Source organism: Streptomyces sp. SID9727, assembly GCF_010550605.1.
GTDB lineage: Bacteria > Actinomycetota > Actinomycetes > Streptomycetales > Streptomycetaceae > Streptomyces.
Genome location: NZ_JAAGNI010000193.1, coordinates 18,050 through 40,045 on the forward strand (window position 1 = coordinate 18,050; position 21,996 = coordinate 40,045).

General features: G+C 69.7%; 18 protein-coding genes and 1 pseudogene. 8 read left to right on the forward strand and 11 right to left on the reverse strand.

The genetic code is table 11. The features are described 5' to 3' along the window. Window positions 1-108: 108 nt before the first annotated feature. Window positions 109-540: pseudogene (locus G3I41_RS13000) on the forward strand (TetR/AcrR family transcriptional regulator C-terminal domain-containing protein); the annotation flags it as partial. Between the two features lie 67 nt (window positions 541-607). Beyond that, entirely contained in the window at window positions 608-847 is a 240-nt protein-coding gene (locus G3I41_RS13005; RefSeq protein WP_164400362.1) for a hypothetical protein, read from the forward strand. Window positions 848-946: 99 nt separating this feature from the next. On the opposite strand, the gene G3I41_RS13010 is transcribed toward G3I41_RS13005, so the two are convergent. The 3 genes from G3I41_RS13010 to G3I41_RS13020 are packed head-to-tail and all read right to left on the reverse strand — an operon-like array spanning window position 947 to window position 4,523. Further along, the gene (locus G3I41_RS13010) at window positions 947-2,194 is read right to left on the reverse strand and encodes a glycosyltransferase (protein WP_164400363.1); all 1,248 of its coding nucleotides are present in this window, start codon (window positions 2,192-2,194) and stop codon (window positions 947-949) included. Between the two features lie 47 nt (window positions 2,195-2,241). Then, the gene (locus tag G3I41_RS13015) at window positions 2,242-3,357 is read right to left on the reverse strand and encodes an NAD-dependent epimerase/dehydratase family protein (protein WP_203600895.1); all 1,116 of its coding nucleotides are present in this window, start codon (window positions 3,355-3,357) and stop codon (window positions 2,242-2,244) included. Further along, complete coding sequence (locus G3I41_RS13020; RefSeq protein WP_203600897.1) at window positions 3,354-4,523, reverse strand: nucleotide sugar dehydrogenase; 1,170 nt, start codon at window positions 4,521-4,523, stop codon at window positions 3,354-3,356. Before G3I41_RS13020 ends, G3I41_RS13015 begins: the two co-directional genes overlap by 4 nt. 191 nt (window positions 4,524-4,714) lie before the next feature. On the opposite strand from G3I41_RS13020, the gene G3I41_RS13025 reads away from it, so the two are divergent. Genes G3I41_RS13025 through G3I41_RS13035 form a run of 3 tightly spaced genes read left to right on the forward strand, consistent with a single transcriptional unit; the run spans window position 4,715 to window position 8,240 of the window. Next, complete coding sequence (locus tag G3I41_RS13025; RefSeq protein ID WP_164400364.1) at window positions 4,715-5,890, forward strand: iron-containing alcohol dehydrogenase; 1,176 nt, start codon at window positions 4,715-4,717, stop codon at window positions 5,888-5,890. Next, window positions 5,887-7,014 carry a glycosyltransferase family 4 protein gene (locus tag G3I41_RS13030; RefSeq protein WP_164400365.1) on the forward strand — a complete coding sequence of 376 codons (1,128 nt, stop codon included), beginning with the start codon at window positions 5,887-5,889 and terminating at the stop codon, window positions 7,012-7,014. Before G3I41_RS13025 ends, G3I41_RS13030 begins: the two co-directional genes overlap by 4 nt. After that, a complete protein-coding gene (locus tag G3I41_RS13035) occupies window positions 7,014-8,240 on the forward strand; it encodes an MFS transporter (protein WP_164400366.1) in 1,227 nt (408 codons plus the stop codon). Before G3I41_RS13030 ends, G3I41_RS13035 begins: the two co-directional genes overlap by 1 nt. 148 nt (window positions 8,241-8,388) lie before the next feature. Here the strand turns inward: G3I41_RS13035 and G3I41_RS37420 are convergent, their stop codons facing one another. Genes G3I41_RS37420 through G3I41_RS13055 form a run of 4 tightly spaced genes read right to left on the reverse strand, consistent with a single transcriptional unit; the run spans window position 8,389 to window position 12,405 of the window. Continuing rightward, on the reverse strand, window positions 8,389-8,811 hold the full coding sequence (locus tag G3I41_RS37420; RefSeq protein ID WP_164400367.1) for a nucleotidyltransferase domain-containing protein: 423 nt from the start codon (window positions 8,809-8,811) through the stop codon (window positions 8,389-8,391). Beyond that, window positions 8,808-10,031 carry a Gfo/Idh/MocA family oxidoreductase gene (locus tag G3I41_RS13045; RefSeq protein WP_164400368.1) on the reverse strand — a complete coding sequence of 408 codons (1,224 nt, stop codon included), beginning with the start codon at window positions 10,029-10,031 and terminating at the stop codon, window positions 8,808-8,810. The genes G3I41_RS37420 and G3I41_RS13045 overlap by 4 nt, the downstream gene beginning before the upstream one ends. Next, window positions 10,028-11,095, reverse strand: a complete 1,068-nt coding sequence (locus tag G3I41_RS13050; protein WP_164400369.1) for an Ldh family oxidoreductase — start codon at window positions 11,093-11,095, stop codon at window positions 10,028-10,030. The genes G3I41_RS13045 and G3I41_RS13050 overlap by 4 nt, the downstream gene beginning before the upstream one ends. Then, on the reverse strand, window positions 11,092-12,405 hold the full coding sequence (locus G3I41_RS13055) for a DegT/DnrJ/EryC1/StrS family aminotransferase (RefSeq protein WP_343242110.1): 1,314 nt from the start codon (window positions 12,403-12,405) through the stop codon (window positions 11,092-11,094). Before G3I41_RS13055 ends, G3I41_RS13050 begins: the two co-directional genes overlap by 4 nt. 67 nt (window positions 12,406-12,472) lie before the next feature. On the opposite strand from G3I41_RS13055, the gene G3I41_RS13060 reads away from it, so the two are divergent. Further along, entirely contained in the window at window positions 12,473-14,365 is a 1,893-nt protein-coding gene (locus G3I41_RS13060) for an aminotransferase class I/II-fold pyridoxal phosphate-dependent enzyme (protein WP_164400371.1), read from the forward strand. A gap of 3 nt (window positions 14,366-14,368) precedes the next feature. Here G3I41_RS13060 and G3I41_RS13065 read toward each other — a convergent pair whose 3' ends face one another. Both G3I41_RS13065 and G3I41_RS13070 read right to left on the reverse strand, forming a co-directional pair. After that, window positions 14,369-15,601, reverse strand: coding sequence for an MFS transporter (locus G3I41_RS13065; RefSeq protein ID WP_164400372.1), 1,233 nt, complete (start codon window positions 15,599-15,601; stop codon window positions 14,369-14,371). A 19-nt stretch (window positions 15,602-15,620) separates the two neighbouring features. Then, window positions 15,621-17,489, reverse strand: coding sequence for a carbamoyltransferase C-terminal domain-containing protein (locus tag G3I41_RS13070; RefSeq protein ID WP_343242111.1), 1,869 nt, complete (start codon window positions 17,487-17,489; stop codon window positions 15,621-15,623). Here G3I41_RS13070 and G3I41_RS37650 point away from each other — a divergent pair. Further along, window positions 17,379-17,642, forward strand: coding sequence for a hypothetical protein (locus G3I41_RS37650; RefSeq protein ID WP_343242112.1), 264 nt, complete (start codon window positions 17,379-17,381; stop codon window positions 17,640-17,642). The genes G3I41_RS13070 and G3I41_RS37650 overlap by 111 nt on opposite strands. 534 nt (window positions 17,643-18,176) lie before the next feature. Further along, the gene (locus G3I41_RS13075) at window positions 18,177-18,503 is read left to right on the forward strand and encodes an MFS transporter (RefSeq protein WP_164400373.1); all 327 of its coding nucleotides are present in this window, start codon (window positions 18,177-18,179) and stop codon (window positions 18,501-18,503) included. 450 nt (window positions 18,504-18,953) lie between these two features. On the opposite strand, the gene G3I41_RS13080 is transcribed toward G3I41_RS13075, so the two are convergent. Further along, a complete protein-coding gene (locus tag G3I41_RS13080; protein ID WP_164400374.1) occupies window positions 18,954-19,574 on the reverse strand; it encodes an SRPBCC family protein in 621 nt (206 codons plus the stop codon). Between the two features lie 36 nt (window positions 19,575-19,610). Next, window positions 19,611-21,992, reverse strand: coding sequence for a xanthine dehydrogenase family protein molybdopterin-binding subunit (locus G3I41_RS13085; RefSeq protein ID WP_164400375.1), 2,382 nt, complete (start codon window positions 21,990-21,992; stop codon window positions 19,611-19,613). Window positions 21,993-21,996: the final 4 nt, after the last annotated feature.

Consider the following 21,996-nt stretch of genomic DNA (forward strand, 5'->3'; position numbering starts at 1 on the left):
GAGGGCTGCCCCGATGGCGGCGGACGCGCCAGGAGCGGTGTCTTGACGACTCATGCCCGAAGCATAGCAATTTTATATTCATAGCCTATGGACATGGTCGACTGGCACTGGCGCGGCCGGCTGCGCACGGTCATGACCTCGTACACGCTGGTGCTGCACACCCGTAGCTCGCCCGGTCCGCGCTCCTGGCCCGGCCGAGCGGCGACAACTACCTGCGCCTGGTCGAACGCATCCTCCACCTGCTCGCACAGAGCGGCGCCCCCGCGATCAGGTCGCCTGGGGAGTGGACACATTGCTGCAGGACGCCACCGCCACCGCTGCCGAGCAGTCGACCCACGAACACGACCCCACCTCCGAAGACGACTGGAACGCCACCGTGCGCGCGCTGCGCGACGTCGACGAGGCCGCGCCCACGCACCCGGCGATCGCCGGGCACATGCCCGCACTGGTCAGCGGCGCCGTCCGGACCGGATGCACTGGAGGTTCGACGTCCTCGTCAACGGCATCACCGGCATCCCCGTACCCCACCGGGCCGACTGACACCTGGCGGGCGAGCGGGTGCCGGACCGGTGCTCCCTCCCGCTCGCCGGGTCCCTCAGCGGTCCTCTTGCATCAGCTGCTGGAGCGGCGCCGCCTCGATGTCCAGGGCGCGCCGCACCCGCGTCAGGACGACGGAGCTGCAGTCGCCGCGCGCCCTCTCGGCCAGCAGGCGGCGGCCCTCCGCGTCCAGTACCCGCAGCTCCGCGTACTGCTCACGCGGGTCGGAGCGCGGCGCGCGCCGGGGCTGCTCGGCGCCGTCGTGCGCCGCGCTCCGACCCGCACCTGCCGCACCACCTCCGGGTCGTAGCCGCTCCCGTCGCGGCGGGCGAGCGCCGGGTCGTCCAACACCTCCCGGGCAGCCTCGCCCAGCGAGCCCAGAAGACTCCCGTAGTCGCGCACCAGGCGCTCAGGAACGTACCGCCCTGCCGATCCGGTGCGCCTCGGCGAGGATCAGCTTGCCGTGGTCTTTCCAGACACCGCGCAGTCGGCTCGTCACGATCACCAGGTCGAACGACTGGTCCGGCAGGCACGTGCGCACCCCGAGCGCGTGGCGGACCGGCCGCGACGGGGTGTCGGGTGCCACGGCGGCCCGGACCCGGACATCGAAGTCGAACAGGGTGGTGCCGGCCGGCAGGGATCTCGGCAGCTTCGGGCCGCAGCCGAACACGGCGACGGATGCTCGGGGCGGAATGTTCGTCAGCATGGCCTTCATCTCGTGGTCGGCGCACAGTCCGCGCGCCTCGTCCGTCCAGTCGAGCAGGCGTGCGTACCGGGCGTGGAGGGGCGCCGAGTTGTCCTCCGCAAGCCAGTCGCCCGTCGCGAACCAGGCCCAGTTGAGCTCCACCGCCGGTTCCTGGAACTTCCGGAGCAGATGCAGGGCATTGCGGGTGACGCTGTCGGCGTTGCCGGACGGATCCCGCTCGTGAGGCGTTTCGATGGCCCATGCCTCGCGGCTCACGTCGAAGCGGGCGCCGGACTTGTAGAGGCGCAGACCGAGGTCCAGGTCCTCCACCCCCCAGCCCTGGAAGGAATCGTCGAATCCGCCGACCCGCCAGAAGTCCGCCGTCGCGACGGACAGGTTCACAGTCCAGGGCATGATCCAGGGCAACGGCAGCGAGTTCGCGTCGAAGTCCACGGACAGGAACTCCGGGTGGCGGCAGTCCTGGAACGACGGGTCCTCGCCGTAGCGACGGCGCACCGCCTCCGGGGCGAGCGCGGCCACCGCTTCCGCCAGACCCGGCGTCGGGTCGAACGGCCGGTAGCCGTAGGTGTAGCCGATCACCACCCGCGGACCGGGCGCGCCGTCCGGGGAGGCGTGCCGGGCGAGATGCCCCTCCACGAAACCCGGACCGGCGACCGTCCCGGTGTCCAGGAAGATCAGGACCGGCGCATCGGCCAACCGGGCTCCGGCGTTGCGTGCCAGGGCGGCACGGGCCCCCTGGTCCTCCTGGAAGAAGTACCGCAGTGCCAGCCGCTGCTCGAAGGAACGAACCACTTCCAGGGACCCGTCGCTGGAACCGTCGTCAGCGATGATCACCTCGAACTCGTCGGCAGGCAGGTTCTGGTCGGCGAGGGATGTCAGCGTGGTACGGAGTTCTTCTCGGCGGTTGTACGTGGGTATCACCACCGACGCCCTGGGATTGGTCGCTCTCATGTCTCTCCTGTTCGGGCAGGGGCGGGGGCGGGGGGGCGGGCCGGCCGTCACAGCCGACCGTCGGCGACGGCACGGGCCACCCAGGGGATCACCTCGTCGAGCATGTCCTCCAGACTCGTCGACGCCTCGAAACCGAGGACTTCGCGGGCCTTCGTGACGTCGGGCACCCGCTTTTGCACGTCGTGCCGGAACGCCTGCTCGCTTACGTACCGGAAGGGCACGTGCGGCCCCTTGATCTTGCGCCAGATGAGCTCGGACAGTTCCAGGACGGTCGTCGACCGCTCGGTGGACAGATTGAAGTCTTCGTTGAGCGCCGCGGGGTGATCGAGCGTGGCGACCAGGCCGCGGGCGAGGTCCCCGCCATAGGTGTAGTGCCGGACCTGATCTCCGTCCCCGTGGATGCGCAGGGGGTCCTGCCCCTTGACGATCTTCTGGACCAGGTCGGGTACCACGTGCGACATCGCGAGCTTGACGTTGCCCGACAGGATCTCCTCCTGTCCGGCCGCCCGGCCTTCCCCCACCCCGACGCAGTTGAACGGCCGGACGATGGTGTAGGGCAGCCCGTACTGGTCCCAGGCGGCCCGCGCGTAGTACTCGACGGCCAGCTTCTGGAAGCCGTAGCTCGACGCGGGGGGCGGGACGACCCTTTCGTCGCCCTCCGCGGAAGGCCACCGGTCCGTCGACTCGTACACCATCGAGGAGGACACGTACGTCATCTTGCGCAGGGTGCCGGCCCGGTGCGCCTCGATGGCCGCGTCGCAGGACGCCGCCATGATCCGTTCGTTGGCGGCCAGCAGGTCGTAGGCGTAGGTGTGGAAGTAGGAGATGCCTCCGATCATCGCCGCTCCGGCGATGAAATGGTCGCACCCGTCGAGGAGTGAGCGCAGCAGACCCACGTCTCGTGCATCGCCCTCCACCAGGCGGTAGCGGGGGTGGGTGTCGTAGTCGTGGCTCACCGGCCCGTACTTGGAGAAGTTGTCCAGGCCGATCACCTCATGGCCGCGTCCGAGCAACTCCTGCACGACGTAGCCGCCGATGAAACCTGCCGACCCGGTGACCAGTGCCTTCACCATCTCGTTCTGCCCCTTGGTGGTGTGGTGAGCGCCGCCCGTCGGCGCGTCCTGTGTACGGTTGGCGCTCGTGACGGCTCTGGGTGCCGTCACACGAGCATCCCTCGGCCGCTGATTCCCCAGATGTCGACGACGGGCGCTTGTGTGGGCAACTCGCGGTACTCGGGGTGCGGTGCGCCTATGACCAACAGGTCTGCACGGGCCAGGACTTCGTCCAGCGGCAGAAAGCGGTCGTCGGTGACGTAGGGATCGCTGCACAGCGTTTCGCGTGCCTTGAGCGCGAGGATCTTGCGGAGCTTGAACGACAGGCTCGCCCGTGGGTCGTCGCTGCCCGCCTTGAACGCCATGCCGAGGATGCCGACCGTGAGCCCGGAGAGGTCGTAACGCGTTTCGAGGCGGTCCGCCAGGTAGAGCGGCAGCCCTTCGTTGACCAGCATCGCCGAGTGGCCGAGCGGGAAGTTGTTCCGGCTGAAGGCTGCGAGTTGCATCGTGTCCTTGAAGAGACACGGCCCGGCTGCGAATCCGGGGCCCGGCAGGTCGGCCGCTCGCGGATAGTCGTGGGTGATCGCGTTGCGGATGCGGTCGAAGTCGAGACCGGCGTCGTTGGCCATCACCCAGAACTGGTTGGCCGCGGCGAACTTGATGTAGCGCCAGGTGTTGGTGAAGAGCTTCGCCAGTTCCGCCTCTTCCGGGGCGAGCCGCACAGTCTGCTCGGTGAGGGTGCGGAAGAACCTCTCCGAGCGGCGGTAGGCCCTTTCGGAACGGGCCGCGACGATCTGGGGTAAGGAGAACAGTTCGGTCATGGCCCGCCCCTCAGCGATGCGTTCCGGACAGAAGGCCACATCGATGTCGAGGCCGCGGGAGGCGAGCACCTTCTCGGCCAGTGCGGTCACACCCGGATGGACAGTGCTGCGCAGAATCAGTAACTGACCGTCGCGAAGGTGATCGGCGACCTGCTCGATGGCGCGGGGCACGGCGCCGATGTCCGGGTTGAGGTGCTCGTCGACCGGTGTGCCGACGATCACGACGACTGTCTCCGCCTCCGCGACCCAGGCCGGGTCGGTTACGGCTCGCAGGCGTTCGTCCCGGACGGCGGTGGCGAGGGGCTCCGCCGCGTCGGGCTCACCGAACGGAAGTACGCCGCGGTTGACCGTCGCGACCGCGGACTCGTTGATGTCATAAAGGATCACGGCCATCCCGCGCGAGGCGAGGGCGATGCCCAGCGGCAGGCCGACCCGCCCGCAGCCGCCGATGATCACGGCAGGGCCGGTCCGTTCGTCCGTACGGCCACATCCACTCAACCGTCCACCCCGATTGCTCAGCGATGCCCGCATCAACCATGGAAGATCAGAAGTATTCGCACGCTAGCACGAACCATCTGTAGTGTGGGAGCGCTCCCGCCACACGTGTCCGGCTTCTGCCCACCACCCACTGCGAGAGGTTGTGTTCATTGCTCAGGCAACAAGTGTCGCTCGACGGCGAGGACGTCCCGTACCTGTACGGCGTGGACGTGACGGAGGACCTGGTCGCGGCGATGGCCGACCTGGCCGTGACAGCAGATCTCGTTCTCGTCGTGCGCGACCGGCAGGTGACCGAGCACGCCGCGGCGGTCTTACACGGGGTCTCCGAGACCGTCCGGGTGGCCACGATGACCGTGGACGCCGGGGAACAGCGCAAGACCCTGTCGCTGGTGGAGGACATCGTCGAGTTCGCGATCCGTCAGGGCGCCAGTCGCAGCACGGTGGTCGTGGCCATGGGCGGAGGGATGGTCGGCAACGTCGCCGGACTCGCCGCCGCGCTCCTCTTCCGCGGCATCCGGCTGGTACACCTGCCGACCACGCCGATCGCGGCGTTCGACTCGGTGCTGTCGGTCAAGCAGGCGGTCAACCTGCGCGGAGGCAAGAACCTCTGCGGCACCTACCATGCACCCTCGCTCATCGCCTGCGATCTGCGTTGGCTCACGACAGTGCCCCACGACCAGATACTCACCGGCCTGGCCGAGATGGTGAAGAACGTGCTGGCGGTCGTACCGGAGCGGCGGCTTGATCTCGAGCGCGCTCTCGGCGGTCTGGGAGATGCGCCGGCCACGGCACTGCTCGACCTGCTGGACATCGGATGCACCGCCAAGGCGCCCTACCTGCGGACCGATCCGCGGGAGCGTCACGAGGCGCTGGTGTTCGAGTACGGACACACGATGGGGCACGCGCTGGAGTTCGTCTCCGAGGGCCGGATCGGCCACGGCGAGGCCATCGGCTGGGGCATGCTGGTCGCCGCCGAGATCAGCCACTCCCTCGGACATCTCGATCGCGACGGCCTCGCCTTGCACCACCGACTGGTGGGACGGCTGCACCTGTCCCCGGCGTCCACGGGACCCGGCGCGCTCGATCCGGGCCGGATACGCACGGTACTGGCGCGGGACAACAAGCGCGGCTACCTGTCCTGCGCCCCCGACGAGGTGCCGATGGTGCTGCTGAAGGCGCCGGGGCACGTCGTCACCGGTGAACGCGGACGTCCGCTGGTGCCGGTGCCCATGGATCTGGCGATGTCCGCGCTGGAGACGGTCGTCGGGACCGCGCCGGTGCCATCGGGCACCCTGCCCCGGCTGGAAAGGCTCGGCACCTCATGACGGGGATGGCGGTCTTCGACGACTTCAACGACACCGTCCTCGGCCACCACCCGGACTTCGTCGTCGGACTGGCAAGCGCAGCCGCGGCGACCCCTGCGGCAGGGCCCGTACGGATGTACTGCCCGCCGTCCTACCTGCTCCACCACCGGCTCGGCCGAGGTGTCACACACGTGGCCACGACGGGTGCGTCGCCCGGCTCCAGCGCGGTGAAGCTCTCCTACTCCGGGACGGTCGACCCCAAGAGACTGGCGGAGGCGTGCCTGGACGCGCGCGACCATGGTGCCACGGTGTTCCTCAACTGCTATTTCGACGAGAACTACCCTGCCTGGCCCGTCTCGGAGGCGGGGCTGACGTACGTTCACTCTCTGCACCGGCCCGGCTACTTCGAGGCGGACGTACGACGCCGTCTGGGGGGCGGCGGACGCCTGGTGGATGTCGTAGGAGGGCAGGCCCCGGACGCGCTGTTCGTGGTGAACACTCCGGTCGGCGAGCGGCAGGCACGGCGGTTCGTCGCTCCGGACAGGCTGCTCCGAGTGGGCTGGCCGACCGCCACCCGTGCGGAGGTCGCCGCCTCCTTCCGCCGCGGCTGGACTCCCACCGACGAGGAACCGTACGTCCTTTCCATCGGCAGTGCCCGGTCGGACAAGGGCATCGGCGTCCTGCTGACGGCCCTGGAGAACGGCCCGCAACTCCGCGTTCTCGGCCAGCAGTACGACGGTGTCGAGGAGCGCCTGCGCAGTGACCATCCGCATGCCCGTGTCGGGTTCGAGAGCGGCTGGATATCCCGGACGCGGCTGGCAGAGGTGATCGGCGGGGCCGCCGTGATCGTTTTCCCCTACCAGCAGGAATTCGCCGGCTACGGGGGCGCGTCCGGGGCACTCGCGCAGGCGATCAGCGCCGGAAAGCCGGTGATCGTCTCGGAGGTGCTCGCCGAGCAGATACCCGATTCGCCGGCCTGCCAGGTGGTTCCCGCCGCCGACGGCCGTGCCCTGCGCCGTGCGATCGACGATGCTCTGCGGCACCTGCCGGAGCTGCACGAGGCCGCCGCCGGCCTGCGTGCGTACGCGGAGGAGCACCACACGTACGAAGGGTATGTGCGGCACGTCCTGGACCGGTGCGCCTGATGCCTGCGACCGCCCCGATGCCGGGAGCATCCGCGCGGGTGGCCGCGCTCGCCGCACTGGTGGTGGCCACCTTCTGCTTCGTCGCCAACGAGAACCTGCCCGGAGGTCTGCTCTCGCTGATGGCAGGTGATCTGCACACCTCGCTCTCGGCAGTGGGGCTGCTCGTCACCGGATACGGCCTGACCGTGGCGGTCGTATCCGTGCCACTGGTCAGAGCCACTCGCCGTGTTCCGCGCCGCCGGCTGCTCTCGTGGGTGCTGGCGGTGTTCGTGACCGCGAACTGCCTCACTGCTCTCGCTCCGGGCTACCCGCTTCTGCTCGGCGGCCGGGTGATCACCGCGCTGGCTCACGCGGTGTTCTGGTCGGTGGTCGTCGTGACGGCGGTGGGCATGTTTCCACCCAGGTTGCGAGGACGGATCGTCTCAGTGGTGTTCACCGGGAGTTCGGTGGCTACCGTCATGGGCGTGCCGGCCGGCACCTGGCTGGGACAGCAGTGGGGGTGGCGGCTGCCCTTCCTGGCGCTCAGCGGTCTCGGTCTGGCCGCTCTGGTGACTGTGGCCGTCTGCATGCCGCGTACGCGGACGGAGGAGAAGCCCGCCGCCGCCACCGACCCGGACGCCCGGCGGTTCGTCGTCCTGCTGGCGGCCACTGCGCTGTCGATCACCGGTCTTTCGGCTGCCTCCACGTACACCGTGCCCTTCCTGACGGAGGTCAGCGGCTTCCCGGAAACGGCCATGGGGCCCCTGTTGTTCGTCCGCGGAGCGGCCGGAGTGGCGGTCATGGCCTTCGGCGGAGTGGTCCTGAACCGCTGGCCGCGCGCCGGGGTGATCGTGCCCACCGCACTGCTCGCGGGCGCCTTGTTCGGTCTCCACGGTGTAGGCGCGCTCCGGCTCGCCGTGATCGGTCTGCTCGTCCTGTTCGGTGCCACGATGTTCCTGATGATCACCGCGATGGCGAACCGGATCCTCGATGTGGCGCCCGGCAGTACCGAAGTCGCCACGGCCGCGCACAGCGCCGTGTTCAATGCGAGCGTCGCGGCCGGCGCCCTGGCCGGGGCGCTGCTGCTGCCTTCGTGGGGGGTGCGCAGCACTGCTCTGGTGGCCGCCGCGCTGGTGTCCGCCGCCGTCGCCTGTCTGGCTGCGGAGCCACTGATCGCCCGCCGCGGACGGCGCCCCGTGCCGGGGCACCCGCAACCCGACCGGAGCGTGACCTCAGGGGGTGTCTGACCGGCGGAGGAACAAGGACGGCCCGCCGACCCGGTGCGGGCCGTCCCCCGGCCGGCGGACGAGCCCGTGCACACCAGGTCTGTTGTGCCGGCTCGGACACCCGGCGCGGGGTGGGGCAGCGCCAGGTGTGCACGCCGGCTGACGGGCTTCAGCCCGCGCACGCGCCAATGACGCCGGCGACCAGACCGCGCGGGTCGTACAGTGACCGCGCTCCGTCGGAGACGACCCGGCGGGTACCCGGATCCATGGGCGAGGTGCCGGCCCAGTCCGGACGCCCGACGCACAGCTCGACCTCCAGCCCCGACTCCCTGACGAACCGCCATTCCGTGATGGGGCCCCAGCGGCGGGTGGTGACGAAGGTCCCGAGGGCCCATTGGTCCGTCAGGGATTCGGCGTCGTACAGTGCCGGGTCGTCGCTGAGCAGGACGAGATCGACGTCGGAGTCCTCGCGCGCCGCCTCCCTGGCCCAGGAGCCGACGAGCAGCAGTCCCGCGACGTCGGGCCGGGCGCCTGCCCACTCCACGGCCCGGTCGAGCAGCGCGGCGACCTCTTGGTGCCTCTGGGCGTTCATGCTCTCCTCTTCTCTCCCGCCAGGCCGACGGTGGGCCATGAGGTCGGTGCGTGGCCCCTCCCGGCCGTGGCCAGACTTTCGATGGAACATCCTAAAAGTTTCGAGTCGGTCGAGGCCGGCACCGTCACGGTTTCCGCCACACCCGTGCCCGCGGCGAGCCGCAGGCTCACGTCGAGCACGTGCAGACAGTAGTCGGCGGAGAGGAACGGCTGCTCGTCCCGCACCGCGGCACGGGCCAGGTCTGCCACACCGGCGCCCACCGTGAGGTCGTGGGTGTCGACATACCGGTGCTCGGCAGCCGGGACGACGAACGGCAGTTGCTCCGGCTCGGCGAGATAGGAGTGGTCCTTGCCATTGGTGCCCACCCTGCGGCGCAGAACGACGGGTTCCGATGCCTGCCACACGTCACCCACGGTGAGGGTTCCTCTGTCACCGATGACGGTGAGGGTCTGGTCGGTCGGAGCGACCCAGCCGATGCTGATCCTTCCGACGGTGCCGTCGGCGAACTCCAGGAAACCCAGGGAGACGTCGGGAGCCACCTCACCCGCGTCGAGCGTGGACCACTCGTCAGCCAGCAGGGAAGCGGTGTGGGCCGCCATCCGCACGACGGGCCCGAACATGGCTACCAGCCAGCTCAGCTGGTAACCCGCGTGCTCCATGACGCAGCCGTTGCGTACCTCGTCCTCGAACGGCCAGGGCACCCCGCGCCTACTGTGCCAGTCGGTGTAGGCCATGAACGCCAGCGCGCCCATGTCCAGTGCGGCGTGCACCAGGCGCGGGCGGCCGATCAGCCCGTCGCCGACGGCCTGTATCAGCGTTTGCGCGGCCTGGCTGAAGACCGTCGACGGGGCACTGGACAGCAGCAGACCGCGCTGACGGGCCAGAAGCACCAGTTCGGAGGCTTCGTCCAGCCGAGTGGCGAGCGGCTTCTCCGAGTAGACGTGCTTGCCGGCGTTCAGCGCGGCCTTGGTGGTGCTGTGGTGGAGCGTGACCGGCGTGAGGTTGACCAGGACATCCACGCTCGGGTCGGCGAGGAGTTGGTCGAAGCTGTCGTAGACGCAGCCGCCGTACTCTCGGACGAAGGACCGGGCGCGGTCCGTCCGTACGTCGTAGGCGCCTCTGACGTCCAGCCACGGATAGTTGGGCAGCGTCGCGCCGTAGAAGTCGGCTGCGTAGCCGCAGCCGGCGAAGGCGATGCCTACAGACCGGCCAGGATTCATCGGCTCTCCGGGAAAGCGGGCAGTCGCATGCGGTGACATGTGTCCTCCAGTTCTCGAAAGGTGGATTCGGACAGCTCGATCGTTCCGCTCACCTCGCGAGGGGAGCGCACCAGGACACCGCGGCTTCCCGGTGTCCGGACGGGGCTCCCCGGATTCGCCGGCGTGCCGGCCCGGACGGCCGCCGCAGCCGCGCCGAGATGCCGGCGGTACTGTGCGAGCGGCCGGTACCGGGTCACGTCGAGGGCCAGCAGGAAGGTGCCTGCGATCGATTCCGGCGGTGCCGAGGCCGGCGGCCCGCCGGCCAGGGCGGCGAGCCCGCAGGCCGCGAGGGCCAGCCCGTATCCGACGGCGCCCCCGGCCGGCAGCAGGCTGCCGGTGGCCAGCACGCTGTCCGGGTCGGTACAGGGCTGCCCGTGCCGGTCCTGGGCGAGGTGGCCGGGAATCGGGATTCCGGCGAGCCCGAGTGCCCTGACCGCGTTGTACGAGATCGCCGCGGAGGACATGTCGATGACGATGTCGCCTCCTTCGGCGGGAAAGCCGAAGGCCCACGGGTTGGTGTCGAAGACTCGGTCGACGCCGCCCACGGGCGCCACGATGGCCTCTTCCGGCAGAAGTCCGTAGCCGCTGGACAGCACGCCGACCATGCCGGCGTCGGCGAGCTGGGCGACGTAGAGTCCGAGGCGTCCGAGGTGACCGTGGTGGGTGAGCAGGACGGTGGCCGCTCCGTGCCGCCTGGCCTGCTCCGTGGCGTTCCGTACCGCCAGGCGCATGGCTCCGGCCCCCAGACCTCTTCGGCCCGCGATGACGGTGGAGTGGGCGTCCTGCCGCACGATGGCGGGGCGTGCTTCGGGCAGCAGTTCGCCGCTGTCGGCCTGGTGGGCGTAGGTGGCGACGAGCCGCACCCCGTGGCTGGGGTGCCCGGCGAGGTCTGCGGCTACCAGCGCGAGAGCCGCGTCCTGGGCGGTCGTGTGATCGGCGCCGAGGACGCGGAAGACTCGTGTGGCCCATTCCAGAGCGGCGGTGGCGGGGAGGCGGAAGGATCGCTCGACGGCCTCGGCCGTCACCCGTTGCCCCGCTCGTCGAGGACCACGCTTTCGTCCCCGCGGTCTCCCGGAAGGAGCTCCTTGTAGTTGTCCGCCACCTTGCGGAAGGCGGCGGCGTACATCTCGACGGCGTCCCGGTCGAAGCGCCGGAACGGTGGCACGGTCAGGGCCCGCACCGACTCGGCCACCGGCAGGTCGCCGCGGCCCTGGGGCGGTGCCGCCCCGCGCCTGCTGTTCGTGGGTGCGCCTTCGTTGTAGACGTCCGCGCTCCTGAACAGCTCGTGCGTGTGCAGCGGCTCACGGATGCAGATGCGGGTCCAGGAGTGGTACCCCTCCGCCCTGATCGCCTCGACGAAGCGCGCGACGGACAGGCCCTCGAAGTGTTCCTGGAGGTAGACGCCGTGCGGGTTGTACCAGCCGCCCATGGTGGAGCCGCTGTCCTTCGGCGGGCGGTGGGCGACGAGCCCCGGTATGTCGGCGAGCAGATCCCAGAAGTGGTTCATCGCCCGGTCGATCTCCTGGATGCGCTCGTCGAAGTGGCGCAGCTGGACCCGGCCGATCGCGGCGCTGAGGTTGTGCATCCGGGAGGTCACTCCGCCGAGCGGCAGGCCGGCGAACCGCAGCAGCTCCGGTGACTTCACCTCACCCGCGTGGAAGCGGAAGTTGTGCCCCCAGGCCAGCGCCCGGTCGTGGAGCTCTGCATCGTTGGTGGCGATCATCCCGCCCTCGCCGATGGAGAGGGGCTTGCCGCACATGGAGAACGCCGCGATGTCACCCAGGGTGCCGACCAGGCGGTTGCGGTACAGGCTGCCGTGCGCGTGGGACGCGTCCTCGATGACCTTGACGCCGTGACGGCGGGCGACGGCGTTGACGGCGTCCATGTCGACCGGGTAACCAAGCAGGTGGACGACGACGATCGCCTTCGTGCGGTCGGTGATCTTGCGCTCCACGTCAGCGGGGTCGAGGTTCATCGTCAGCGGATCGATGTCGGCGAACACCACCTTGGCCCGCAACGTGAACGCCTGTACGCAGGAGGCCCAGTAGGTCGACGCCGGGACGATGACCTCGTCACCTTCTCCGACTCCGCAGGCGAACATGGCCCCGAGGACCGCGTGGGTCCCGGAGCTCTCGGTGATCAGGTACTCGGTGCCGAGCCAGTCCTTGAGCTCCGACTCGAAGGCCGGAACGGTTTGGAAATCGAGATAGCTCGGCTTACGCATTGTCGCCAGTACTGCGGCTTCCTCCTCAGGCCCTAGGATCGGCCAATCAAAAAGGTCTTCCCGAGGGGTGGTCACTGCGGGATCGCCGCCGAACAAGGCTAAGTTACTCACTTCAACTGCCCTTCTGTCAGCAGGGAGTTGCTTGATTTGCCATCAAGGCGCGGCTACGCTAACAGCCATGACTTACACATGTCAACAAAAGTTACGCGTTGCGCGCGCCGGCATTTCCCCCGCCCTGGAGAGAGACACGATTGCGGAACTCGGGCGACTGTTGACCGAATTTGAGACGCAATATGCGGGAGTCGCAGAGGACGAGCCGTCACGCTTTCCCTTTCTCTGCCGCTGGGCCTATCAAGTCCTCACCAGCCGGAACCAGGAGCCCGGTACCGGTTCCGAGGGCCCGGTCGACTGCATTCCGGGGGAACGGAATCTGGACACCGGTGACGCATCCGCTGCCCCACTACCAAGCTTTGTGCACCATTTGTCTATAGAAGTGGGTCGAGGAAAGGATTTCCAGCGGTACTTCGGCCCCGAGTGCACGGAGGAATTGAACACGGCCGTGCGGGAGCTCGTCGCAGGGCTGGGCTTCCCTCTCGCCCGGCACCTGGACCAGGTCGAACCGGTCGTCGGAGTCGGGACCATCAGCCTGTACGACGCGCTGTGCCGGACCCGCGTGACGGTGCCGGGCGACGTGGTCCTGCATCCCGAGGTGTCCTACGGATTCTTCCTTCCCCAGCCCTACCGGGCGGGCGGAACCGTGGCGACCGTTCCGCTGGGCGAGGACGGCGCCGTGGACATCGACGCCCTGGACCGTGTGGTCACCGAGCGGAACGCCGCCCTGTACGCCGAATGGCTGCCGCAGCGGTCCGTCCTGGTGCGCGGGACCCTGCGCGACCTGCACCGCAGGGGACTGCTGGGAGACGTCGCCGCACCGTGTCCCGAGGACGCGGAGGAGATCACCCGCGGACTGGAGGAACTCGGCCCTCTTCGGGCAGCCCGGACGATGCTGAAGCGCGCCGCCTCCCGGTGGCCCGCCCTTCGGAACGCCCAGCCGCTGCACCGTGGTCCCGCGCTGGTGCTCCGGCCCCCCAGAGTCGTCTGCTACCTGCACATCAACCCGACCGTCACCGGCCGGATGGCCACGCCTGAGCACCTGCGCCGGCTGGGTGAGGTGCTCGGCCGCCACCAGGTGACGGCCATTGAGGACATGTCGTACCACTCGATCCGCAGCATGCCCGAGGACTGCGGCACCCTGCTCGACCACCACGCGGACACCTTCGTGCTGTTCGGCCTCTCCAAACCGTTCGCGCTGGCCAACCTGCGGATCGGTCTGCTCTGGAGCCCGCGCACGCAGGCCGAGTCCGTTCGACGCGTTCTCGAGAGCACCGTCGGATTCGTGTACACGGGATTCCAGAACGCCCTGGCGCGGGCGATGCGGAGCGGAGCGGAGGAGATCCGGGCCTACCTGGCGGAGGAGTCCTGGCACCAGGACGACAGCTACGAGTTCCGGCGCCACCTGATGGTGGCGATGGTGGAGGGCGTCGGATCGGCCCGTATCCCCGACGCGCAGCGCGAGCGGGTCCGTTCCGTGGTGCTCGACGAGGTTGACCGGCTTCTGCGGTGGAAGTTCGAGCAAGGCGTCGTGCTCTGCCCACCGGGCCCGCGGGAGCACCCGGTGGATGCGTCCCATTACGACGAACTGGACGCCAGGATCCTGGAGTTCCACCGGGAGCTGGCCGTGCGGTTCCTCGACGAGGGGCTCAGCCGCTGGTTCGCGGTGGAGTACGAGCCGGAGTGCGGCTTCTTCCTCGTGGTGCACTGCGACGCGGTCCTCGACCGCGGCGGCGTCGGGCCGGTGGCGGTGGCGCGGACCTTCCACCTGTTCGGCGTGCTCTCCTACCTGCTCGGTGTGAGGGTGGTGCCCGAGGAGATGATGGCCCCGCCCGGGAAGGGAAACGGCCGACGCAGGATCCGGCTTTCCTTCTCGCCGCCGGTCGAGAACCTGGTGCGTTGCATGTTCACCTGCCACCAGGGCCTCACCTGGCTGGAGGAGCAGCCCTCGTTGCGGTAACGGTCAGACCGCTCCCGGTTCGTGCCGGGAGCCGTGTCGCAGCGCCAGTACCAGCGCGAACTGCGCGGCGGCACAGCAGGTGAGGACCAGGGGCGCACCCGAGAGGTCGACCAGCCCGCCCAGCAGCGCCGAGCCCAGTGAGTAGCAGAGCAGCCCGGCGAACATGTCGAGGCTGAGCACCCGGCCCAGTACCCGCGCCGGAATGATCTGCTGCAGGCAGGTCTGTTCGATCATTTCAAAGGCGAGTCCGCAGCCCGCGACGAAGACGCAGAGCAGGAGCAGCGGGCCGGAGGTCCACGTCAGAGCCAGAATCGCCGTCGCTCCCACCGTCACGAGACGCCGGAAGTGCATGAGTCCCAGTTCTCCTCCGGTCACCCGCCTGAGCATCCATGACCCCGCCACGACGCCCAGGCTCTGCAACCCCATCGCCAGGCCCAGGCTGCCCGACGTGCCGGCGCTCTCGGTCATCAGCCGGGGCAGGGTCACGGCCAGAGCCGACGAGTACACGGCTTTGGCGAGAGCGGAGCTGAGGACGATCAACCGGGCAGACCGTATCTCCAGCAGTACCCGCAGCCCCTCCCGGCACGCCTGCCACGGGGCTCCCGGCCCGGTGGCCGCGCCCTCGTCCTGCTGGGCGCCGATCCGCTGGGTCACAAGGGCCGCGCCGAAGAAGGACACGGCGTTCGCGAGGATCAGCCAGTGCGCCTCGGTGATGGTGAGCAGCAGACCGCCGAGGGCAACCGAGGTGATTCTGATCGAGTTGTAGGTGATCGAGTGCAGGAAGTTGGCGGTCTTGACGTCCCCCCGGGCCGTCTGCGCGAGCAGCGGCATGTGGGCGATGGTGCCCAGTGCCCGGCAGGCGCCGAGCACCAGGCTGAGCAGGACCACCGGTGCCAGGGACAAGCTGTCCCTGAGCGCCGCCAACCCCACCGCGAGTGCCGCGGCCCCGGCCAGCAGGTCGCTGACGATGAGCATCCGGCGCCGGCTCATCCGGTCGCTGAGGTAGCCCGAGGGGACGGCACACAGGAACTGCGCGGCGGTCGTGGCCGCGACAACGATGCCGGTAGCGGCCGAAGAGCGGGTGACCGCGTAGACGCTCCAGGCCACGGCGACGTCGTAGAGCCCACCGCCGAAGAAGGAGAGCGACTGCCCGATCCACAGCAGGGTGAAGTCCTTGTTGTGCCAGAGACGTCCGCTGCCCCTGTCGGGCTGCCGTCGGGGGGTTCGCGAGCGCATGGCGGGCGTGTGCCGCCGTTCAGCGCGGCGCCAGGTCGAGGAAGCGCTCGCTCCAGAGCAGCTCCACCTCGGCCAGTGTTTCGACGCCACCCGGCCCCGTGAGGTTCGAAGAGAGTTCGGCCAGGCTGCGCTCACCGTCTGCGGAGAGGAGCAGTGCGGCCGTCGCCGCCCCGACCGGAACCCGCTTGGCCTTGGTGTACGCACCGGTCACAACGGCCCGCTCCAGCCGGGCCGGCCCGCTCTCGCGGACGACCCTGGTGTCGGGGCACAGGCGGGGAACCAGCGCGGTCCGGGCCTCGCGGTCGCGGGGCGAGCGGGAGACAAGGAGGTCGCCGATCACGAGATGGTCGAGCTCCGTGGTGAGGAAGCAGCGTACAGCGTCCTCGACGGAGTCGACGATCGGCTCGGCGTGGTTGTTGAAGGACGTGTTGAGCAGGACCGGCACTCCGGTGAGTGCCTCGAACTCCTCCAGCAGACGCCAGAACCGTCCGTTGACCTCGCGGTCCACCGCGTGCACTCGGGCAGTGCCGTCGACGTGCGTGACGGCGGCCAGTTCGGTCCGCCGGTGTTCGAGCACGGGGACGGTGAACACCATGAAGTCCGGGGCGGCGATGTCCTCGGGGAACTCGAACCAGTCGTGCAGGCTCTCGGCCTGTACCGACGGTGCGAAGGGCCGATAGGTCTCCCGCTTCTTCACCATCAGGTTCACCCGCTGCCGGTTGTCCGCGGGACGCGGGTCGGCCAGGATGCTCCGGTTGCCCAGCGCCCTGGGACCGAACTCCGAACGTCCCTGCACCCAGCCGACCACCTTCCCGTCCGCGAGGAGTTGCGCGGTGCGCTTCTCGATGCCGGGCACGTGCTCGACGTCCAGGTGGCCGGCCCATTTCTTCAGCAGGGGCTCGGTCTCCTCCGGCCGGGGCGACGCGGGCGCCCAGAAGACGTCACGGATTCTGCGGCGCCTCAGCGCGGCGGTCTTCTCCGCCTCGACCTTGATCGCGGCTCCCAGTGCGGCGCCGGCGTCGTGGGAGGCGGGGTGGACGAAGATGTCCCGCAGGTGCTGTTCACGCAGGAGCCTGCCGTTCAGCGTGCAGTTCTGGCCGACGCCGCCGGCGAGCGCCAGACGGGAGTGGCCGGTCTCGCGGAGCCAGTGCCCGATCATGTGCAGGGCGGCTTCCTCGGTCACCTGCTGGACCGCTGCCGCGAAGTCCATGTGCCGCTGCTCGAACGTCCCGCCCCTGCGGCGCGGGAGGAAACCGGCGGAGAACATGGCCGCACGCAGTCGTGCGTGATCCAGCCGGAAGTCACCGTCCGGGCGAAGCTCGAACAGCTCGTCGAGGACCGGGCGGTAGGTGTCCGGGTTCCCGTACGGGGCGAGGCCCATGACCTTGTACTCGTCGAACAATTGGTAGCCCAGAAGTTCGGTTCCCGCCGTGTACCAGTGGCCGAGCGAGTCGGACGGGCCCTTCGTGGCGAGCAGCTCCACCCGTTCACCCGCGGCACTGTAGACCGAGGCGGAGGCGTCTTCGCCTCGCCCGTCCATGACGACCACGAGTGCGTCGTCGAAGCCCGACTGGGGATAGACCGAATAGGCGTGGGAATCGTGGTGCCGGACGAAGGAGATGCGGTCGTCGGGAAGCTCGAAGTCGAACAGTTCCCGCACGCGTTCCTTGATGAGCTCCCTGGCCGAACTCGTCGTCACGTCGGAGTGTTCGACGTACTGGTGGAAGAGTTCCTTGTCCGTCCACGCCTCGTCGAAAAAGAACGCCACCGAGTCCACGTGCTCGAAACCGATGCCGGCATGGTCGAAACAGGCCCGGACGGCATCGCCGGAAAAGCGATTCGTGTGCTTCAGCCGGTTCAGCCGCTCCTGTTCGGCCGCAGCCACCACTTCGCCGTTCCGGATCAGTACCGCCGACGCGTCGTGAAAAAACCACTGGGGCAGATCGGGCACGATTTCACGGCCCGGCAGCGAGAAGCAGCAATTCAGTCCGAGGGTGTACAAGACTCTCCTCTTGACGGAGGTGAGAAAACCTTCACGTGAGGCGTATGCATATCAGTCCTTGCCCTGCTGCGTGCCGGACCAGTGAAGCGCACCCCCCATGAGACCGGAAACCCTTCGGGAAACTTTCGGACAGTTTCGAAGGCCAATGGGACCAGCGTGCGCGCCCCTTTTGCCCCGACAACCAGGCGTGGAGCCCGGAATGCTCCCTCAGCATGCCCCATTGGCATGCTCGGCCGGGCAGCGCGGCACAGCCTGCCGAGCGCAGCGCGCTGTGCCCGGCTCCGCAGCCGGTCCCGGCAGGGTTTCGAGGGAGCCCGACCGCGGAGCCGCCTGCGGCCTGCGGCCTGCGGAGACGCCGTTCCGCCAGGACGCGCGGCTCTTTGGCGCATTTCTTGTGTGCGCGGGCGGGGCTGGGGCGGTGGCCGCCACGCTACGCCGGGCTCGAATCTGCCGACGTGTGGGCGTGGAACAGCTCGCAAAATTCCGAAAGTATGCCGAAACCACAGTGACTGCCGCCTGCTGTGACGGTCGGGAGGTGGCCTTCGGGCAGCCGGTCGAACCGAACAGGCCGGCATGGCCGCCGGGTTCCTCAACACCATGCGCATCGGCAGCGAAGCCATCGTCATCGCCGTGTGCGGCGCTGTCCTGGTCAGCCTCATCAGCGCCCGCGTCGGCTCCCAGGAACTGGCCGCGAAGGTTGCTGCGGGCGACCTGTCCGGAGGCACCTTCGGCACGCTGGCAGGCGGGTTCACCCATGCGCTGCACATCGCGCTGCATGCGACGGCCGTCGTGTGTGCCATCGGAGCAGTGGCCATCGCCGCCGCACTGGCCCCGTCGCGCGAGGACGCCACTCCTGCCCCGCCCCAGGAAGATGCCAAGCTGCCCACAGAAGTGGCCTGACCCCGCGCGCAACGAATCTCGCATCCCGCGGTGACACGAGACACGGCGCTCTGCGACACCCGCGGACTTCGGGGTAGCGGAGCGCTGTTCACCTGCAGTGACCGCGTCCGGCGCGATGAGCCGCTCGTCGCGGAGCCGTGTCGGCTGGTTCCGCCGGCGGATGCCCTGGTTCCGACCCGCGACCGGACCGTGGCCCCGTGGTCGCTTCCCTTGGAGGACCGGGTGCTGTTGGTGGCCGTCGGCTCGCCGTGGCCCAACTGCCGAAGCGCTGCTGGCGAGGGTGCCGTAGGTCTTCTTCCAGTACGCGGCCGCGTACTGGGCGTCTGGACCCAGCCCCTCGCCAGCCTCCGCGAACCCGAACTCACGGCGGTGCCCGGATGGCCCCTCTCCACTCGGTCAACCTCGCCACGCGCGCCCTCGGCCCCGCGCCGCCCCTCGCAAAGACGGAGGTCAGTGGCGAGAGCGCCCCCTCAGCACCCTGACCAGCACGACGACGGCCAGCATCGCGGCAGCGGGCAGGGCCGCCTTCCTCAGCAGGACCGGCAGCGCGACCGCGCCGAGGTCCACCGCCTCCGGCTCGGCCGGAAACGCCGCGGGTGCCTGGCTGGTGGTGCCGTCGAGCCCGGGGCCCGCTTCCCTCAGCAGATCCTCCAGGCGGTCGGCGAACTGCTGGACCAGCCGGTCCCCGACCTCGGTCATGATGCCCCTGCCGAACTGCGCGGGACGGCCGGTGATGTCGAGGTCCGTGCGCACGTGGACGCGGGTGCCGTCCGCGCCAGCGGTCAGCGTCGCGGTGACCCTCGCGGACGCGGTGCCCGCGCCCCGGGTCTCGCTGCCGCTGAGGTCGAGGTGCACCGACCGTGCGGCCTCGTCACGGGTGATGGTTCCCTCGCCGCGGTAACTCATCTGCACCGCACCGATCTTGACCTTGACCCGGCCGGTGAAGGCGTCACCGTCGAGCGTGTCCAGTACGGCGCCGGGCATACAGGGCGCGACCCGGCCGAGGTCGTGGAAGAGCTTCCACGCGTCGTCGGGGTCCGCCGCAACGGTGAACGAGTGGTCGAGCTGCATGGGTTTCCGTCCTGGGATCGGGGTGGGTGGTGAGGGTCAGCCGGGTGTGACCGAGGGGCGGATCAGGTCGCGCACCCGGCTCGGTGAGAGCGGGCCCCGGCGCACGACCGCGCCGAAGGGGCGCAGCGCGTCCTCGACGGCGTTGGCGAGCACGGCCTGCGGTGCGATCGCGCCGCCCTCGCCGAGCCCTTTGACGCCGAGGTCGTTCATCGGGCTCGGGGTGTGGATCTCGTCCAGGTCGAGATCGGGGATCTCCGAGGACGTCGGCACCAGGTAGTCCATGTAGGTTCCGGTCCTGGGCTGCCCGTCGGCTCCGTAGACCATCTCCTCGTACAGGGCGCCGCCGATCCCCTGTGCGATCCCGCCGGTCACCTGGCCCTCGGCGATCATCGGGTTGACGATGACGCCCGCGTCGTGGACGACGACGTAGTGCAGGATCTCGACCTCACCGGTGTGCTCGTCGACCTCGACGACCGCCGCGTGCGCGCCGCTCGCGACGGCGAAACCGGGTGGCCGGAAGTGCACGGTCTCGCTGAGTTCGGTGCCGTGCTGACCGTCGGTGGGTTCGGGTGTTCCGGGCAGTGCCGCGCGTCCGGCCAGCTCCGCCAGGTCGATCGAGGGGCCGGCCGGTTCCTCAGAGGCCACCACCCCGTCGCTCAGGTCGAGGCTGCCGGCCGGGACGTCGAGGCGCCGCGCCGCCGCGTCGATGATCTTCTCGCGGATGAGCCGCCCGGCCCGGTGCGTGGCATTGCCCGCGTTGACCAGAGCCCGGCTGGCGATGGTGCCGACGCCGAATGGGGTGGCCTCGGTGTCGCCGCCGGTCACGTCGATGACGTCGATCGGCACCCCGATGGCGTCCGCGGCGATCTGCGCCATGGACGTGCGGTGGCCCTGTCCTTGGGACGGGGCGCCGATGGCGAGCCGCACGCGGCCGGTGGGTGCGATGTCGACGCGGGCCGTCTCGAACGGCCCGAGGCCGGTGGCCTCGATGTACATCGCGAAGCCGATGCCGAGGTGCCTGCCGTCCCGGCCGCCCTCTCGCTGCCGGGCACGCACTCTCTCCACGTCGGCCTTCGCCACGGCGCGGCGCAGGAGTTCGGGGAAGTCGCCGGAGTCGTAGGACTGCGGGCTGCCCGAGCGGTCCACCAGCCCGGTGGCGTAGGGCATCTCGTCCGGGCCGATGAGATTGCGCGCCCGTAGCTCCTCGGGGGCGATGCCCAGCTCGGAGGCGAGCCGGTCCATCGCGCGTTCCATGGCGAAGACCGTCTCCGGCCTGCCCGCGCCCCGGTAGGGCGTCGCGAAGGTGGTGTTCGTGAGCACCCCGATCACGTCGATGTCGACGTGCGGGACGCGGTACGGGCCGAGGAGATGGCAGAGCGAGTTGTACGGCACGACGAGGCCGGTCATGTTGTACGCGCCGAAGTTCACCGTGATCCGGTCGCGGACGCCCACGAGGTGACCGTCTACGTCCGCGGCGAGCTCGATCAGATGGATCTGCTCGCGGGCGTGCGAGGAGGCGGTGAGGTTTTCGTTGCGGTCCTCGCGCCACAGCACCGGGCGGCCGAGCAGAAGTGCGGCGTACGGCACGAGGAGTTCCTCGACGTAGAGGATGCCCTTCTGGCCGAACCCGCCCCCCACGTCGGCCGCGATCACGTGGACCGTGTCGGCCGGGAGGCCGAGCGTGTGGGCGATGGCCTCGCGCAGCCGGTGGGGCGTCTGCGTCCCCGACCAGACGGTCAGCCGGTCGCTGTACGGGTCCACCCGGGCCGACACCGCGCGGGTCTCGATCGGCGACGCCACGTAGCGGTGCGCCTCGAAGCGCTCGCTCACCACGGTGTGCGCGGAGGCGAAGGCGGCGTCCGGGTCGCCGACGCGGGCGTGGACGGCTACCGCGGTGTTGTCCGGGAGGTCGTCGTGCAGCAGGGGCGCCTGCGCGGTCAGCGCCTCCTCGGGGTCGACCAGCACGGGCAGCGGGGCGTAGCGGACGTTGATGAGTTCGAGCGCGTCCTCGGCGAGGTAGCGGTTCTCGGCCAGGACCAGGGCGACGGGCTGGCCCACGTAGAGCACCGTGCCGCCCGCGAGCAGGGGCATCGGGGTCATCCGGACCGTCGGATCCAGGAGCGCCGCGAGGCCCGGTGGGGTGCGCAGCTCCTCCTTGTTGAGCATCGGAGGCAGGCCGGCCACGTCCTCGCCGGTCCACACCGCGACGACCCCGGGCGCCTCCGACGCGGCCTTCACATCGATGGACTCGATGCGGGCGTGGGCGTGCGGGCTCCGCAGGAACGCCGCCTCGACACCGCTGGGCAGGGCTATGTCGTCGACGTAGCGGCCGTTGCCGCGCAGCAGCCGGTCGTCCTCGACGCGGGGGACGGCCCGGCCGATCCAGCGGTTGTCCTGCTGGTCACCATCACGGGACATACGG

Bases quoted from the DNA above. Each gene is read 5' to 3' on its own strand.
- G3I41_RS13010 (WP_164400363.1), bottom strand. From the start codon at position 2,194: ATGAGAGCGACCAATCCCAGGGCGTCGGTGGTGATACCCACGTACAAC.
- G3I41_RS13030 (WP_164400365.1), top strand. From the start codon at position 5,887: ATGACGGGGATGGCGGTCTTCGACGACTTCAACGACACCGTCCTCGGC.
- G3I41_RS13035 (WP_164400366.1), top strand. From the start codon at position 7,014: ATGCCTGCGACCGCCCCGATGCCGGGAGCATCCGCGCGGGTGGCCGCG.
- G3I41_RS37420 (WP_164400367.1), bottom strand. From the start codon at position 8,811: ATGAACGCCCAGAGGCACCAAGAGGTCGCCGCGCTGCTCGACCGGGCC.
- G3I41_RS13045 (WP_164400368.1), bottom strand. From the start codon at position 10,031: ATGAATCCTGGCCGGTCTGTAGGCATCGCCTTCGCCGGCTGCGGCTAC.
- G3I41_RS13060 (WP_164400371.1), top strand. From the start codon at position 12,473: ATGACTTACACATGTCAACAAAAGTTACGCGTTGCGCGCGCCGGCATT.
- G3I41_RS13065 (WP_164400372.1), bottom strand. From the start codon at position 15,601: ATGCGCTCGCGAACCCCCCGACGGCAGCCCGACAGGGGCAGCGGACGT.
- G3I41_RS13075 (WP_164400373.1), top strand. From the start codon at position 18,177: ATGGCCGCCGGGTTCCTCAACACCATGCGCATCGGCAGCGAAGCCATC.
- G3I41_RS13080 (WP_164400374.1), bottom strand. From the start codon at position 19,574: ATGCAGCTCGACCACTCGTTCACCGTTGCGGCGGACCCCGACGACGCG.
- G3I41_RS13085 (WP_164400375.1), bottom strand. From the start codon at position 21,992: ATGTCCCGTGATGGTGACCAGCAGGACAACCGCTGGATCGGCCGGGCC.